This is a genomic window from Streptomyces sp. NPDC024017 (assembly GCF_040638895.1).
Classification (GTDB): Bacteria; Actinomycetota; Actinomycetes; order Streptomycetales; family Streptomycetaceae; genus Streptomyces.
On record NZ_JBEZYZ010000005.1, the window covers coordinates 461688 to 477893 of the forward strand.

The following is a 16206-nucleotide window of genomic DNA, read 5'->3' on the forward strand; positions in this document are numbered from 1 at the left end:
GCCCTGTTGCTTGCGGAATCTTCAATACCACCGTTTATGTGGGCCGTCGTTCGTCTCCTTGCCGCAGAAAAGAAGCCGGTGCCGGTCGATCGCGCACGGGCTCTTCTGGCTCCCCCGTCCCTGACCGAGGGCAAGGAGAGCAAGACCTTCGACCAAGCCGTGCGCAGTCTGCGCGAGGTGCAGTTGGTCGTCGTCGACGAAGGCCGCCTCTCGCTGACCGGATACGCCAGCGACCTCGACGGCACGGACTTCTCGTCCTTCAGCAGCGCCCTGCGCGAGGCTGTGTTGGCCGGTGAACTCAATGTTGGACTGGCCGACGACGCCGGACAGACCGGTTCGCGCGACCTCACCCGCATCCTCGTGTGGTTCCTCTCCTGCGATCCTCTCGACGGGCCGGCCACCTGGGACATCGTCCAACGCGAGCAGTCCATCGACCTCAATCCGGATGCGGGTACGGCGTCGCGAAACGACACGCGCTGGAACCGTTTTGTGCATTGGGCGCCGGCTCTCGGTATGGCCGCGGCGCCTTTGCTGCCCAGCAGCGGAGTGGGCCCCCTGCTGCCAGACTGCACAGAGGCCGTCAAGCAGACGGTGCAAAGGCTGTGGACTGTCGGGGAACGAGTCAACGCCGTCGACGCCGCCCGAACCCTGCGCACGGCTTTGCCGGTCCTGCCAGGCGGGGACTACGCCAATGCCATGGGCATCCCCGACCCGGGCGGGCAGTCAGCAGGGCCGGCCTTGTCCTACGCCCTGCTGCGCGGCGAAGACGAGGGCTGGCTCATCCTGCAGCAGGACGCCGACGCTCAGCGCGTCTTGACCCTTCATGACCCTGACCGTCCGTCGCACTACGTGTCCGACGTCGTCATCTCGGAGGACCAGCATGGCTGACTTCCGTGGCTTCCTGTGCTGGACGCCCGAAACCGCTGCCGCGACGATCAACACCGAGGCGGTCAGCCCCTCGCGTGCGGTCTTCTTGGCCACGCACGCGCCGCTGCGCATCCGCAAGGCTGGCCTGGACGGACGTGCCCTCGTCTCCGAGGGCCCCCTCATCGACGAGAGCACCGTCCTGAAGGACTTCCTGTCGCTGCAGTCCGACACCGGCGCGCTCCTGTTGCCGATCGTCGGCGACTCCGGAACGGGAAAGTCGCACCTGGTGCGCTGGGTGCGCGAAAACCTTCCCTCCTCGGACAAGTACAAAGTCATCTATCTGGAAAAGGCCAAGACCAGCCTGCGCGCGGTGATCGATGCTCTGCTTGCCGACGCGGATAGCGGCGAACTGGCTCAATTGCGCTCCGACATCCACCGATTCACCGACAGCATAGACGCGGCCACGCTGAGCAGGCGTCTGGTCAACGCCCTCAGCGAGTCCCTGGCCGCCACCACGGCTCGGGACGTACCGCAGCACGCCCGCCCGCTCGCCGGTCCCCGGGGCCTGACGGTCGTCCTGCAAGACCCTCACGTCAGCGCATTCATGCTCGGCCAGGGCAAGTTCCTTACCCGGCTCGCGGAACAACTGCTCAAGGACCGCTCAGATGGTGAGCCGGACCGCCCGATGGCGTTCACCATGCAGGATCTCCCCACCGACCTGCTGGACCTCCACCGCGCCGCCAAGATCACGATCAAGCTGATCAACGTGATCTCGGGCAACACGCAACTACAGCAGGCTGCCGTCGACCTGCTGAACCATCATCTGGAAGCGGCCGTTAAGCGGGTGGCTAGCCTGGGAGCAGGCCGCCTGCAGGACGCCATGCTCCAGGTGCGACGCGAGTACGCTCGTAAGGGCAAAGAGATCATCCTGCTCATCGAGGACTTCGCGCTGATCCAAGGCGTGCAGAAAGATCTCCTTGATGCGGTTATCGAGGCCGCCAACCGATACGGCAGCACCACCTTGGCCCCGATCCGCACCCTCATGGCGGTCACCACGGGCTATTTCAGCGACCTCCCGGAGACCGCACTCACCCGCGTGCGGGCCACCGCCGGCTACGCCTACAACCTCAACGTCCCCTTCACCAATGACGACCAGGGCGAAGCCGAGATCACCTCGTTCGCCGGACGATATCTCAACGCCGCCCGGGTCGGGCGAGACGTCCTGGAGAACGAGCGGCAGGTGCGCAATCCCTGCGAGACCTGCGACCTGGTCTCCCGATGCCATGAGCAGTTCGGGGCCACCTCCGAAGGCTTCGGTCTGTATCCGTTCAACTCCTCCGCCCTGGTCCGCGCCATCCACGCGACAGCTCCGCGCAGCGACCCTTACGCATTTGTCCCGCGTACGGTGCTGGGCAGCGTGATCCGTCCCGTCCTGGTCGAGCACGCCGGCGCACTCAAGGAAGGCACCTTCCCCGACGCCCGTTTTCGCACGCAGTTCCCCACCGCGGACATCGACGAGCCGCTGTCTACCGACGTACAGGAAGTGGTAGAGGCAGAGGACCATCTGGACGCCGACCGTCGAAAGATCGTCCTGGAGTTTTGGGGCGGCGCCCCCGACCAGGCTAGCGCTCTGTCGCCCGCGGTCACGGAAGCCTTCGCCCTGGAAGCCCGTACCTTCTCCGGGGCCAGTGCCGCTCCCAAGCAGCCGATCAAAACCCAGCCGAAGCGGGAAAAGAAGCAGACCGAGACGGAATCCACCACCGCAAAGTTCCCTCCTTCTCTCCAGGCCAAGCTCAATGCCGTGGAGGACTGGCTTACCCGCGAACAAGTACTGCCGCAGGCCGTGGCCGGCGACCTGCGCACGATCATCGCCACGGCCGTCGCCCAACGCTATCGCTGGGTCAATCCGCTGATGCGGGAACAGAACCAGACGACGATCCGCGCAGCATGGCCGTCCAATGCCCGTGTGGTCTCCCTCGAAGGCGCAATGGAAAACATTCAAGGCGCGGACACGGCGCCGATCCGGTTCAAGCGGACGGCACGCAACAGCCGTTATCTGCGCAGCGTGCTGCTGCTGAAGAACGGCCAGCCCGCCCAGCGGGCCGAACACGTGAGACGACTGAGCACCGAGTCCGACCGCTACACGGCGTCGCTGACCACCGCTTTGCAAAAAAGTCTGCAGATTACCGATGGCGACTTGGTTCTTGGGCTGCGGGCAGCCCTGATTGGCGCCGCTTTGGCTGGGCAGGCGTGGCCCGGCATGGACGAGGCCGAACTGCTGGCAGCCACCTTCGCCGACGGCCGCTCCTGGGCGCGCGAGGACACGGCATCGCGTGACGATGCGTGGAGCCGGGCACTGGAGGGTCACCTTCAGCACAGGACACCCCTCGTCGAACGGTTGCGGGACGCCCTGGGCGTGGCGCAGGGCGAGGGTAAGCCCCGACTGATCGACGCAGCACGGGCGCTGCCGCTGCTGCGCCAAGCGACAGCGCAGTGGGACTGGCAGGTGACGGGATCGGACATACCGGAGTGGGTGAAGAAGGCTGTCAAGAACTTCGCCAACTGGACCGACATCGTGAAGGCGCAGAATGCTTCGCTGCGCCGCCAACTGGACGGCATACGCCGCCACCATCCACGGGGCACGACCGGCGCGCAGGTCCTGGCCGCCGTGCGCGACGCGCTTCTTGCGGCCGAGAACGCCAGCATCCCGATTTCGCTGGCCACACGGACCGGTATCACCAGCCTTCTGGCGCAGGCGCAGAACATCGACTGGAAGATGCTGAACCAACTCGAGGACGATCTCCTACGCGCGGAGGACGTCGAAGCCTCCGACGCGGCCCGTATCACGGCCGCCGTGCGGGACCGAGGGGTGACCACCCAGGTGATCGGCGCCTTGCTGCAGGCCAGCGACGCATGGCTGACCACCGCTTTGGAACACGCTGCGTCCCGCACCAACTCCCATGGCGATGAAGCAGCCAGGGGTGTCCAGGAACTTTTGATCGAATGGCAGTCGCTGAGCGCACCGGAGGAGGATCGATGAGCGCGCCCCTGTCCGTGCTGCAAAAGGCCGAACGCTTGCAGGCGGAGGCACGCCGACTCAATGAGGGAGAGAAGGGGGAGGAGGAGGCGAGGCGCATCAGCCAACGCATTGGTGGCCTGCACAACGAGTTGATGGCCCTGCAGCGAAGCCTGCGCATCGCTCGCGCCCTGATGGCCCAGCCGGCGGCCGGCGACATCGACCTCTCCGGGCTCGACACAGGCCTGGCAGCCTTCACTCGCCAGTGCGAGGGCGGACTGCCTCCCAACCCCGCCTTCACCAGGGCTTCGACAGCGGTGCACAAGGTCGCCGACCGCATCGCCCAGGACAGCCAGGAGGCGTGGCGGCAGTGGACACAAGCCCAACTGGCGGCCTTGCAGATGGCGCGGCAGGCCATGCTCTCCCTGCAGGACCAGGCGCGGGCCAAAACCCTGCACCAGGACCTCACCAAGACTGCTCGCGCCGACGTCGACGCAGCCGTGATCACTCTGTTCGCCCATGCCCACGCCGAACTGGTTGAACTCCTCGAGACTGCGCCAGCGCCGCCAGAAGGACTGCAGACGCTCCTGGACCGCCTTGCCTCCGGCACCGCCCTGCTCCTTAGCGACATCACAGACGAGGAGATCGCACTGCTGCGTCGTGTCGATCTCGACGCCGACCTGGAAGTCCGCAGGAGGCGCACGTGATCACACCGTCCCTTGCACGTTTTTACAACCACGTCCTCAACACGCTCGAGAACCGCGAGTTGCCCCTGGTGTCCTGGGGCATCACCGACGGCGTCCTGACCGAGAGCGAAGTCCTCGAGGCCATCGAACTCTGCCTGTCCGACGCCCCGCAGGAGGCGGCAGGCATCTCGAGCGAAGATCTGCTGTATGAATTCCGCGACCGTGCCTGGCTGTTCAAGGTGCCCGACACCTCGCCCCCGCAATATCGCACGCGACTGGCCGAAACCGTCCGTCTGGCGGCACAGTTGCGGCAACTCTTCCCCTGGCAGGTCCGCGACGAGGCCACGCCGTGGTGGCAGAGCAGCAAACGACTCGTCGCCGACTACCGCCTGCACACCGCGCCCCGCCGCTACCCCCAGCGCAATATCCCCGCGGCCGCCGCGCTGAAAGAACTCGCCGACTTGCCAGGGTGGGGCCGCCTCCAGCACCTCGTGGCACAGGCGCAGATCGGCTCCCGTGACCTTGCCCGCTTCCAGATCGATGCCGCTGCCGCGGTGACCCAGGCCCTGAAGCGCCCAAACTCCAGCGGTGTCATCGTGGGCGCCGGCACCGGCAGCGGCAAGACGCTCTCCTTCTACCTGCCGGCGTTCGCCGCCATGGCCGAACGCGCCCGCCCGAACAGCTTCCGACTGCACACCCTGGCGCTGTATCCGCGCAAGGAACTGCTGCGCGACCAGCTACGGGAAGCGCTGAGCACCGCCCGCGCCCTGGAGCCCGCCCTGTACAGCGGCGACCGCAGGCCGCTTCGCCTGGGAGCCCTCTACGGAGACACGCCATACCACTCCCAGGACACACGCCTCGAGCCCGGCGCCAACGGCCGCACCGCCTGGAAACGGACCCAGCAAGGTGCCATATGCCCCTACCTGACATGTCCGCGATGCGAACGCGGTGAGCTTCTGTGGTATGACTCCGACCGCCGCCACAACAAAGAACGCCTGACATGTCTTAGCCCCACCTGCCAGAACGTCATCCAGGAGGGCCGCCTGGCCCTCACCCGCCAATCCCAGCGCGAGCAGCCACCGGATCTGCTGTTCACGACGACAGAGATGCTCAACCTCTACAGCGCTGCAGGAGGCATCGGCCGACTGCTGGGCTGGCAGGCAGGCGCGGTGCCCTCGCTGGTCCTGCTCGACGAGGTGCACACCTACGCCGGGCTTCACGGGGCACAGACGGCCTTGCTGCTGCGCCGATGGCAGCAGGCCGTCGGCAAACCGGTCACTTTCGTCGGACTGAGCGCCACGCTGCGTGACGCCAGCACGTTTTTCGCCCGCCTGGTGGGTCTGCGCGACAACAACGTTGAGTACATCCAGCCCGCCGACGACAGCATGGACGAGGAGGGCCGCGAATACGCCCTCGCACTGCGCGGCGATCCCATCGCTGGCAGCAGCCTGCTGTCCACCTCCATTCAAACGGCCATGCTCTTCGGGCGCATGCTCGACCCTGAGGAAGACGCCGCCCTGTACGGGTCCACCGGATTCCTCTTCACCGACGACCTGGACGTCACCAATCGCTTCTACGACGACCTGCGTGATGCCGAGGGAAAACAAGACCGCTACGGCAGGCCAAATGGCCGCCAACCAGCCCTCGCCGCCCTCCGTGCTCCGGCCAACCCCCAGCACCGCGCCCGCTACCGCGACGGCCAGTCATGGGACCTCATGGAGAAGATCGGTCATGTGCTCGCCCCTGGTACGGGCAGTCGCTCCCTGCGCGTGGCACGCACGTCGTCGCAGGACGTCGGAGTCGATCTGCACGCGGACCTGACGGTGGCGACCGCCTCCCTCGAAGTTGGATTCAACGACCCGCGCGTCGGACTGGTGCTTCAGCACAAGGCCCCACACGACGCAGCGGCCTTCATCCAGCGACGCGGCCGCGCCGGCCGTCAGCGCGCCATGCGCCCGATCACGGTCATCACTCTCTCCGACTACGGCCGCGACCGGCTCGCCTACCAGGCGTACGAGACACTGTTCCAGCCGGAAGTGGCCGCACGCCATCTTCCGGTCAACAACCGCTTCGTGATCAAGATTCAGGGGGCGCAGTCACTCCTTGACTGGGCCGGGCGAAAACTACGTTCTCGCCAAATCTGGAACGATCCCAGGCAACTACTGACTGCACCACGAAACGGCAGCAGCAAAAGTCAGGACGACGACGCCCGCGAGAAGTTGGTGCTCCTGCTGGAGAGTCTGCTGATCAATGCCACCCTTCAGGACGATCTGGCACGTCACCTCAAAGCGGCCCTGCAGTTGAGCGCCGATGAGGTACAGGCCCTGCTGTGGGAGGAGCCGCGGTCGCTGCTGCTCAGCGTCGTACCCACCGCCACTCGCCGTCTGAAGAGCAACTGGCAGACCCTGCAGCACAAGGATCCTGGCGCCGAACCCGGCACCATGCTGCCGGAGTTCGTGACCCGCGCCCTGTTCGACCCACTCAACGTGCCCGAGGTCGCACTGACCCTGCCCTTCGCCGCGCGCCAGGCCGCCGGAGGCGTAGAGCAGGAGAGCACCAACGAACTCCTCCCGATCGCCAGGGCCCTCAGAGAAGCCGTACCTGGCCGGGTCAGTCGCCGCTACGGCTACCAACGGGACGACCACCGAACGTGGCTGCCCATCCCCCCACTCGGCCAGGACACCCTGGAACTCGACGAAACCCTCGCCCCGGAGCCGACGCCCGAAGGACGATGGTTCCCCCCGGGATATGACCAGGGGGGTCTGGTCGTACTGCGCCCGCATCGCCTGCACCTCAGCCAGCCGCCACGACCGGTCGCCGACCGCTCACAAGGCTTTCCGCTGTGGGGCTCACAGATCGTTGTCGACACCAACACCTCGCCCCTTGCCGGGGACGTTCCCCGTCCTTCGTCGTGGCAGGACCGCATCACTGCCGTCGGGTTCTCTCTGCACGCGGCAGGCAACCCCGTCGAAGTACGCCGGATGACCGTCGGAGCACGCTTCGAGGTGAGCTACGACTCGGGCACCACAGATGCCCGAACCGTGCACTACACCTGCAACGGAGAACCCGCCGCCCTCGGATTCCGGCTCAGCGTGGATGCCGCTTCCTTCACTCTTGCCCCGCTGGACACCACCCGCCCCGAGATCGCCCACTACCTCACCTCACCCCCATGGCGGACCCTGGCCTTCTTCCAGGCCGTGAGCGACGATCTTGCACTGGCAGAGGTGACCAACCAGTTCCAGCGCGGCTGGCTTGCCCTGGTCTACCTGACGTCGTTCTCCCTGCGAGGCATAAGCAAGGACACCCCCGATCCGTCATCGATCCGCGCCGCACTAGCAGACGGCAGTTGGCGCCAGGACCTTGCGGAAATCCTCAGCGTGCTCTACCGCGACGAGTCCACCGGCCAGCCCGTCCACACCAACGAACGACTCATCGCCACCCTCACCGAACTGAGCGACCTGCCCACCGTCGTGGACGCCCTGGACCGGGCCGGGCACCTCCTGGTGGCATCGGACGTCGCCGCCCGCACCACCGACCTGGCACGCCGCGCCTACACCGACACCGTGGCCGCCGCCGTCCTCGCTGCCGCACTGCGGGCCTGCCCGGACGCACAGGACGGCGATCTGATCGTCGACGTCGTTGCTGCGTCTGAGCACGGCCATCCGGCAACCGTGTGGCTGAGCGAGACCTCCATCGGCGGCCTGGGCGTGATCGAACAACTCTCCCGCTACTACGCCGAAGACCCGCGCCGCTTCTGGCGCCTGGTTGAGACAGCCTTGACGCCCAACGACTACGAATACGTCGACACCACCCTCACCCGACTCCTGCGCCACGTGACCACAGCACCCACCGGCGCAGCAGCGCAGGCGATGGCAGGTCTGCGGGCCCGCACCTCTGCAGCCGATTCCCGCCAAGCACTCACCGATCTGCGCTCAGCATGGAGCACCCTCGACGGACCGCCACGCCACAGCGCTGTGGCAGCCCTGTCCACGCGACTGCTCCGCCCGGGCAGCAGCCCCACCACCGATGCCAGCGCACTGGCTTTGATCGACGCTTGGCAGGCCCTCGAACACCGTCTTGGCGTGGAAGTTGATGCCCGCGTCATCGCTTACGCCGTCGGCTCCGGACGCCTGCCCACCGGCCTCGGCCCGCGCCTGTCGGCCGATCAGGCATTCAGCCTGCTCTGGCCGCGGGGCAGGGACGCCCGGATTCACCACCTTCAGCACTACCAGCCTTACCTCGACCGCCCACCCGTCCTGGATCGTCTTCTGGCTGCCGCAGCACACGACGAGCAACTGCCGCGTATCGACGTCACCAAAGAAGGCTGGGAAGAGCGCTACAAAGCCGCCATAACCCGGCACGCCGCTGTGGAGTTGACCGCCGACACGAACGCTGCGACGGCTCTGTCCGACGCCATCGTCCGCGTGCCCGTACTGACCGTGGACTGGGACGTGCTACGCCTGTACGGAGAAATGCAAGGAATGCGACGCGACGGCCAGCACTGGCGTGTTCGAGTGGATATTAGGGAGGCCACTCAGTGAGCGGCCTCGAGCGACCCGTTCGCACCGGCGGGCATACCGGCGTGCACGCCGACGCCATCTTGGCCATGGCCCTCGTCGGAGAATTCACCTCCCCCGGACCGGTGATGTGGCTGGTTTCACCTTGGATCAGCGATGTGAAGATCCTCGACAACAGCCAGGGAACATACGACGACCTGTTCGACGACAATCCCCCCAGCAGTTGCTCGTTGGCCGACTTGCTGGCCAGGATCACGGCATCCGGCACCTCCCTGACCGTGGTCACCCGCCCCGACACGCACAACGGCCAATTCCTCGGACGGCTACAGCGCCTGACCTCTCGCCACGCCGTGCGCATCGTCCAGAATCCCGCTGTCCACGAAAAGACCATGTGCGGACGGGACTGGATGCTCACCGGGTCCATGAACTTCACAGTGCGCGGCCTGCTGGAGAACGACGAGGCGGTGAGCTACAAGGTGGGCGGAAGCGACGCGGCCCAGGCACGCCTGGAACTCGCCCAGCGATGGAAGGAACACCAGTGATCGCCCAGCGCCCGGCTGCTGCCGCCCCAAGCGCCCAAGACTTGGAAGCTTTCCTTCAGCGTTTCTTCGGCCAGGGAAACGACGCCTGGCCGGACATGGATCCCGACCCGAGCCAAGGCGAACGAGCCCGGCGCTTCGTCGAGCTGCTGCGTAGCGGCAGCGACCTCCCGATCGTGCTGCCGCGCTACCAGCAGGCCGAGGACCGCTATGCGATCTATGTCATCGCTCGCGACGAGGCGCACGCGACTCTCGTCGGCAACATCATCACGGCCTTCGCAGGCGTCACCTACCTCGACGGCGCTGGCGTGCACCCCTGCACGCTGGACCCTCATGATCCGGTCGAGGCAGCAGTGCAGGAGTTCGCCGCAACGGCGACGACCACCTTCAGGCTCGAGACACACCCCAATCGCCGCTTCCGCCAGAGGCTTACCGACGTGGCGCTGCTCATGCTGCAAACGTTGGCTCACCGTCCCCCGCGACTGTGGCGAGCAGTGAAGCCCACAGGACGGCTGCTGGCCGAATTCGACGCCGCCCTGGCGGCCGGCGGTCAAGCCGCCTCACAAGCGGTTCTCGATCAACTGGTGGGCCAAGGAGGCATGACCGCCACCAACCTTGCCCACCTGCACATCAAGCGGCTCAGCCGGCTCGGCCTCGACCGGGAACTGCTCAGCTACCCGGACCTCGGCGACGTGCTGCGGCAAGACCCGCCCACACCGGTGAAAGCAGCGGTGCTCGGTGCGGTCTTCTCCTGCGACGTGCAAGAGCCCCTGGGCAGCGGCGACCTGCCTGTCGCGCAACAAGCTCTCCACGATCGGGGCTTCCTTGCACTGGCTCCCTTCGAAGACGGCGTGGAGTCCTATTCCGCCGATGCACTTATCGTTTTGCTCCTGGCCGCAGTGACGCGTGGCGCCCGACACAGCAGTCAACACATCCTCACAGCTGTTGAGCGCACAGCGTCCCTCGACGTTGTTCCACCCGTCCTCCAAGAAGCCGCAACGGCTCTCCTCAGCCTGCACAGCGCCCCCCGGAGCCAGTCCGTCCAAGACGGTGCGGACACCCCGGCCGATCCACCGACGCCGGCGCCCGCCCCGTCCGCAGCACAGGACACCGAGCCGGATACGATCGAACCGGCACCAGCCTCCTGGCCGGAGTTGATCAATGCAATCGCTGGCGGATACGCCAGCGTGAACGCCGTCCTGGAGCAGGAAGCCTGGACCGTGTGGTCCTCACCGGCCTTGAACGACCGCAGCATTGCCGCGCTGCTGGAAAACCTGCATGACGAGGGCCAGGCCAAGGTCTGGCGCTGTGTGGGAGCATTTATCGATAGCGTCGGATACCACCAGCCCGCGCCGCTCAGCGCACGCTCCCTCATCACCTGTGCGCTGGCCTTCGATTGGCTGGGCCCCGGGGATCTGCTGGCGGTGCAGGCACTGACCGAGATCGTGCTGCGATCGAGTCCCTCCGCCGACATCTACCGGCAACTGCTGGGAGAACTCGCCGACACCTGCGAGCGGTGGGTCGCTCCCGAGCGAGCCGCTATCGCACTCGATTTCGCCGACCGACTGGTCATGGAGGCCTCTCCCGACCCCGACGCCCGTGAATCCTTCGCGCTTGCACTGCTCCTGCCGCTCAGCGTGCACCAAGGACGCTTGGACCCCGCAGACACTGCCATGGCCCGGCGCCTGTCCTTGGAACTCGGCATCGAACTCGAGTGGCCTGAGCAACTCGACGAAGACCTGGCGCAGGACACGAACGCTAGCCTACGCAAGGCAGCCGGCCGCACCGTACTGCTCTACTCCCTCGACCAGCGAGTCCTGGACCGCGTCAGCGAAGCCCTCCAACAGCTCGCGCCCGGGGTCAAAGTCACCTGTGCTCACGACAGCGTCGGGAGTCCGCCGCTGCGGCAAAAGGCCCGTCAGGCCGATGTGGTCGTGTTGGCCACTCGGTGCGCCAAGCATGCCGCAACGGGCTTCATTACCCAGCACGCAAAAGCAGCCCTCATCGACTACGCGGACGGGAGCGGCTCAGCCTCTCTTATGCGCGCCGCAGTACATGGTCTGCTGCGCATTGTGCACGGAGACTGACAGCTGCCCAGTCGAAGCCGACTATTTTGCCGTTCACGAACCGGCCGCACACCAGAAGAAGGCTCGGACGCCCAGGAAACCTAAAGGTTGTCCCGTAAGTGATCTTGGAGGCGCTGCGGACGCGGGGTGACCGGGGCACGGTCCGCTCGGTCATCCGGTGAGGGCGAGGTTGTACAGGCGGGCAATGCCGAGCATGGCGTAGTGGACGCCGTCGCCTTACGGGGCTATCCAGGACGGCTCCGCCGCCGTCATCACGCCAGCCATCCGAAGATCATTCCAGTTGCCGACACCCCTCGCCACGACGATCCTGGGCTACGAGCAAGCAAGGGGGACAAGGTGGGGCTGATGCTCTTTCCAGGCGACGACGATGTGGCGAGCCCGGACATCTCCTGGTCGTACACCGGCTTCAGCATGTTCAGGAAGTGGTTGGCCCAGGCCGAGGGCTTCAGGCTCGCCGAGATGGACGGCTTCGGCGGAGACCGCCAATGGTGCAGCGTCTCCACCACGCTGGCGCCACTGCTCAACCATCCAGACGACGATGGCCCTGACCTCGCACCCGCTCAATGCGCGGCCATGTTGCCCCGGCTGGAAACGATTATCGACCAACATCAGCACGGCGACAGCGACCCCGTCCTCCGACGGCGCATCGAAGACGTCAGTCAGTTGATCACCGTCCTGCGGTTCTGTGTGGACGAGGACGTTGAGCTCATCTTCGGCTGAGCGCGGGGGCGCGGAGCGACCCGTCGTCGAGGGGATAGCCCGTGGTTACGGGACGGTCTTTAGGAACGAGAAAGAGCGGGACCCAGTGAGACTGGGTCCCGCTCTTCGCGTTAGGCATCTGCGCTGGTCAACCGCATGCTAGTGCTGGTTGAGGCGAAGTGCCCCCGGCAGGATTCGAACCTGCGCACACGGCTCCGGAGGCCGACTGTTTGTCTGCCATCTCCGCAGGTCGGTGGGGTTCAGAGGAAGATCGGCGCTTCCTCGGTCCACATATAGTCCACGGTTCCGGCGACGAGACGGCTCAAGATCCTCTAGCGTGCTGTAAGTGCGCCGCACACCCGCCGCGTACATTTAGGCCAAAATGTCTGAATTGGTTATAAATGTCTGAAGACAGCTTTGTCGAGTTCGAACCTCTCCTGGCCAGCGCAGGTGACGACTCTCCATGGAAGGAGGGCGAATACTACGCCGATATGGGGCTGTTGGAAGACTTGATTGGTATTCCGCTCGGTCAAGGGGCGACCTCACAGAGCGGCTGGCTGGCCAAGGCTCTGGATTCCTGGATAGCTCACGAATTGAGGCGATCAGGATTTCATGCGGATGAGGTATGGCCTCGTCAAGAGGCGCCAAGAGTCCTGCCACACGAAGTTTCGACATTCATCAATAGGCTCCCGAAAGCGATGCGCGCCGACCTGCACAAGCGTCTACTCAAGGACAAGAAGACGGCGCCGACCAGTGCAAAGGTGCTTGGCAGAGCATACGTGAAGCAGGTTGATGTTGTTGTGGCCCAGTGGGCCCGAGGGCCTGAGATCATGGTTTCCACAAAGACCATGGAATCTTCGTTCGGCAACAACATGTTCAATCGCTTTGAAGAGTCCTACGGTGACGCAAAGAACTTGCGCGGGCGACACCCCCTGGCCGCAATTGGCTTTGTATTTCTGCTGAACTCATCGATCCACTCACAGGCGCCTGGCTCGTATGAGCGTGCGATTGACATGATGAGAAAGCTGAAAGCCGAGTTGGACGTCTATGATGCGACGGCCCTAATCATTGCTGATTGGACCCCACGTAGTGCAGAAGGTATTAAGGTGCGTCCCGAGCTTGTTCCCGAAGACGTGTCCATCAACAGATTTTTCGAGGAAATGGTAGCTGCTGTTCTGTCGAGGACTCCTATCGAAATGCATGTTGCAGTCCGAGAGAGGAGAGAGGCCAGGGAGATTCCCGTACCCGAGCAGGACCCTGAGGAGTGACCCTCTAATAGGCCGGAAGATTATCGATCCCGTAGGCGCTGAGAGCTGCTTCAGTGGCTCCCTCCACGTCCCGGCGCCTGAATGCTTCAGCCAAAGCCTGTGTGATGTCGGAGGTCAACACATCTGGATTAGGCACGCGGATCCGCCTCAGGTACTGTGCTTGAAACCTGAGCGTCCCCCCTCGCATCCTCACTGCGTAGGCTTCAACAAAAGTTTGAGCCAGGCGCGATAGGAGAATGCCGCCGAGAACTTCTAGGTCCCAACGATCCGTGACCATGTAATACAAATTATGGTGCGGATAGTGCCCGCCATCCTCAAGTGTTGGATGGATATTGAGTTTCATATCGGGAAAGAGCAGCTTAGGTCGGCTAGTCAAGCTCGCGTCGACCTTGTCGATGGTGCGATACCAGCGGTTAGGGGTCTTCCTAGCTACATGACGACGCTCTAGAGCTGGTCGATTCTTTTCGAAGAATGAGCGCAGGCGCGGATAGTCTTCAAAGGCTACGAGATCTCCATCTTCAGTCCAGGGGTTGACCAGGTAATGCCCCGTCCAAATAAAATTACCCGTCTTGGCGTCTCTGACCATGGATAGCGGAAGTAGCCGGTCACGTTCTACTAGATCGTGGTCTGTAGTTACGAAAACAGAGTCTGCCCCAGTTGCGACTCCGATTCCCACCTTTACGCCAGTTTCTTCGAGCGTCGGGTATCGGTCGCTGAGATCTTCGAGGAGAGCGAGTCGTTCAGGGCTGCCCATCGGCCAAGACTCCGTGCCTTGAAACCAGTGTGGAAGACGTGCGGCACGGAAAGCGACATGTTCGCTATTCGCGGTTTTTGAAGACTCAACCCATGAAACAAGCTCCTCGGAATGACGCTGACCCAGTTCCTTGGTGGTGTCGACAACAGTTGCAGCTTGCTGGGGTCCGCTGCGGATGACCGTGATTGCTGGATAGGCTGCCACTTTGTCTTCGAAAGCATCGACGTCATGCATGACGATGAGGCAGTCGACTGCATAATTCTCAGAGATCAGCTCTCGCAGGTTGCGCCCGTACTGGTTCCTCATCCATCGATCAGCACAAATGAACCCTAGTTTTCCACCGGGCTTAAGTGCTTTCAGCCCCTGCTCGTAGAAGCCTACGTAGATGTCTGACCTACCGGTCATGGTCCTATTCCGGCGCCGATACAAATCCATTCGTGACGCGGGAACGTCCTCGATGCGAATGTAGGGTGGGTTGCCCACGACGAGGTCCGCTTGGGTGTGTTGATCTTGCAGCAGGTAGTCCCCCTGCTTTACCCACTGAGAGGCAAGATCTTGCGCTACCTGTTGCCCCCAACCCTCATCAATGAGTGTCGCTTCGATGCTTCGTCGACTACTCTCCACGTTTCGCTCAAGAAGATCGAAAGCTTGGACTGACGTGAAAGGGAGCTCACGATCATACTTGCGGCAGGACTGGCTCAGCCGCTCGGCGATCGCGACAAGGAAGGCCCCACCCCCGCACGCAGGGTCCGTGATGGTCAAACTGGCGAGGTCCCGGTCCGCGGTGTAGCCGATCAGGTCAAGGATCATGTCTACGACCCAACGCTGGGTGTACACCTCGCCGTGCTTGATGGAGCCAGCAGGGATCTCAGTGCCGGATGGAGTCTGTGGTGTCTGCGGTGTCACAGTGGAAGCCTATCCTGGCGAGCTGGGGCTGCTCTGTTCAGAGGGGCGTATTGAAAGAACGAGACGTTTGAGAGCACCCTTCTTCGGTAAATCTGCCTGGTCTAGGGGATCTAAGGCTGCCAAGCCGCCGGCTGCCTGCCAAGAGACCTGGCGTACTGCTGAACGTGGTCTTTCAGGACTTCGTAAATCGAAGTAGATAGCTGACTAAGGAAGGCCACGTTGAAACGAATCTCTGCGGGAGAAGATGGGATATTGGCGCCGCTATGGGCGACAATGTTTCGTAGACGCATGATCTGTCCTAGGCGGTCTTCTAGCTTACCTACCGCAATGGTACTTATCGTTGGAAGAGTGGGCGCTGTATAGGAGGCATCGAAGTGTTCGGTGATGCGCTTCCAGGCGTTATCTACGCCGACAAGCTTCATTAGCTCTGCGACTGTTTTAGGGCCTGGGTTGCCCCCGGTTTCGATGGCATGTTCCGCCTTGATGTTCCCGCCTACGACGTGTTTCGCTGCTTCCACACCCTCAGTGATACGTTGGGATGGTGTTCTAGGTTCGCCGTGCCGAATTCCTTGCAGAGCGGCATTTAGGCTCTTTGAAATTAGGTGCACTTGAACGTTCTCCGGGAGATCCCAGAGTGTCATCGGAGGATCGCAGAGGCTGTGACGTTCGAGTGCGTAGGCTATGATTTCTTTAAGAAATTCTTCGAACCTCGCGCACAATAGAACAACAGCGCCGGCGAGTAAGGGACTGGGGTCCAGTCGGTGACGCAGGTATGACAGAGAAGGGTCGCCCAGTGTAATCGACTCAACGAGGTCCAGCATGCCTTCGACGTCGACCAATTGTGCCCGGAACTTGTTCAGCGCCATG

10 protein-coding genes are annotated in these 16206 nt (G+C 63.8%); 8 read left to right on the forward strand and 2 right to left on the reverse strand.

The annotated features are described in order from the left end of the window. The first annotated feature begins 36 nt into the window (after positions 1-36). The 8 genes from dpdG to AB0G20_RS16400 all read left to right on the forward strand — a co-directional run bounded on the left by dpdG (position 37) and on the right by AB0G20_RS16400 (position 13679). Positions 37-888 (forward strand): protein DpdG, encoded by an 852-nt coding sequence (gene dpdG / locus AB0G20_RS16365; RefSeq protein ID WP_361302082.1) that lies wholly within the window; start codon positions 37-39, stop codon positions 886-888. Then, positions 881-3907, forward strand: a complete 3027-nt coding sequence (dpdH, locus tag AB0G20_RS16370; protein ID WP_361302085.1) for a protein DpdH — start codon at positions 881-883, stop codon at positions 3905-3907. The genes dpdG and dpdH overlap by 8 nt, the downstream gene beginning before the upstream one ends. Beyond that, positions 3904-4590: a hypothetical protein gene (locus tag AB0G20_RS16375; RefSeq protein ID WP_361302088.1), complete on the forward strand. Its 687-nt coding sequence runs from the start codon at positions 3904-3906 to the stop codon at positions 4588-4590. Before dpdH ends, AB0G20_RS16375 begins: the two co-directional genes overlap by 4 nt. Next, positions 4587-9110: a protein DpdJ gene (dpdJ, locus tag AB0G20_RS16380; RefSeq protein WP_361302091.1), complete on the forward strand. Its 4524-nt coding sequence runs from the start codon at positions 4587-4589 to the stop codon at positions 9108-9110. Before AB0G20_RS16375 ends, dpdJ begins: the two co-directional genes overlap by 4 nt. Continuing rightward, on the forward strand, positions 9107-9628 hold the full coding sequence (dpdK, locus tag AB0G20_RS16385) for a phospholipase D-like domain-containing protein DpdK (RefSeq protein WP_361302094.1): 522 nt from the start codon (positions 9107-9109) through the stop codon (positions 9626-9628). Before dpdJ ends, dpdK begins: the two co-directional genes overlap by 4 nt. Beyond that, positions 9625-11712, forward strand: a complete 2088-nt coding sequence (dpdD, locus tag AB0G20_RS16390; protein ID WP_361302097.1) for a protein DpdD — start codon at positions 9625-9627, stop codon at positions 11710-11712. Before dpdK ends, dpdD begins: the two co-directional genes overlap by 4 nt. A 201-nt stretch (positions 11713-11913) precedes the next feature. Next, positions 11914-12432, forward strand: a complete 519-nt coding sequence (locus AB0G20_RS16395; protein ID WP_361302100.1) for a hypothetical protein — start codon at positions 11914-11916, stop codon at positions 12430-12432. Positions 12433-12812: 380 nt separating this feature from the next. Next, complete coding sequence (locus AB0G20_RS16400) at positions 12813-13679, forward strand: hypothetical protein (RefSeq protein WP_361302103.1); 867 nt, start codon at positions 12813-12815, stop codon at positions 13677-13679. Between the two features lie 4 nt (positions 13680-13683). On the opposite strand, the gene AB0G20_RS16405 is transcribed toward AB0G20_RS16400, so the two are convergent. Both AB0G20_RS16405 and AB0G20_RS16410 read right to left on the reverse strand, forming a co-directional pair. Further along, the gene (locus AB0G20_RS16405) at positions 13684-15339 is read right to left on the reverse strand and encodes an N-6 DNA methylase (protein WP_361302106.1); all 1656 of its coding nucleotides are present in this window, start codon (positions 15337-15339) and stop codon (positions 13684-13686) included. Between the two features lie 110 nt (positions 15340-15449). After that, positions 15450-16205: a HEPN domain-containing protein gene (locus AB0G20_RS16410; protein ID WP_361302109.1), complete on the reverse strand. Its 756-nt coding sequence runs from the start codon at positions 16203-16205 to the stop codon at positions 15450-15452. Position 16206 lies beyond the last annotated feature (1 nt).

Excerpts from the sequence above, each read along its gene's own strand:
- AB0G20_RS16400 (WP_361302103.1), top strand. The coding sequence starts at position 12,813 with ATGTCTGAAGACAGCTTTGTCGAGTTCGAACCTCTCCTGGCCAGCGCA.
- AB0G20_RS16375 (WP_361302088.1), top strand. The coding sequence starts at position 3,904 with ATGAGCGCGCCCCTGTCCGTGCTGCAAAAGGCCGAACGCTTGCAGGCG.
- dpdG (WP_361302082.1), top strand. The coding sequence starts at position 37 with ATGTGGGCCGTCGTTCGTCTCCTTGCCGCAGAAAAGAAGCCGGTGCCG.
- dpdH (WP_361302085.1), top strand. The coding sequence starts at position 881 with ATGGCTGACTTCCGTGGCTTCCTGTGCTGGACGCCCGAAACCGCTGCC.
- AB0G20_RS16410 (WP_361302109.1), bottom strand. The coding sequence starts at position 16,205 with ATGGCGCTGAACAAGTTCCGGGCACAATTGGTCGACGTCGAAGGCATG.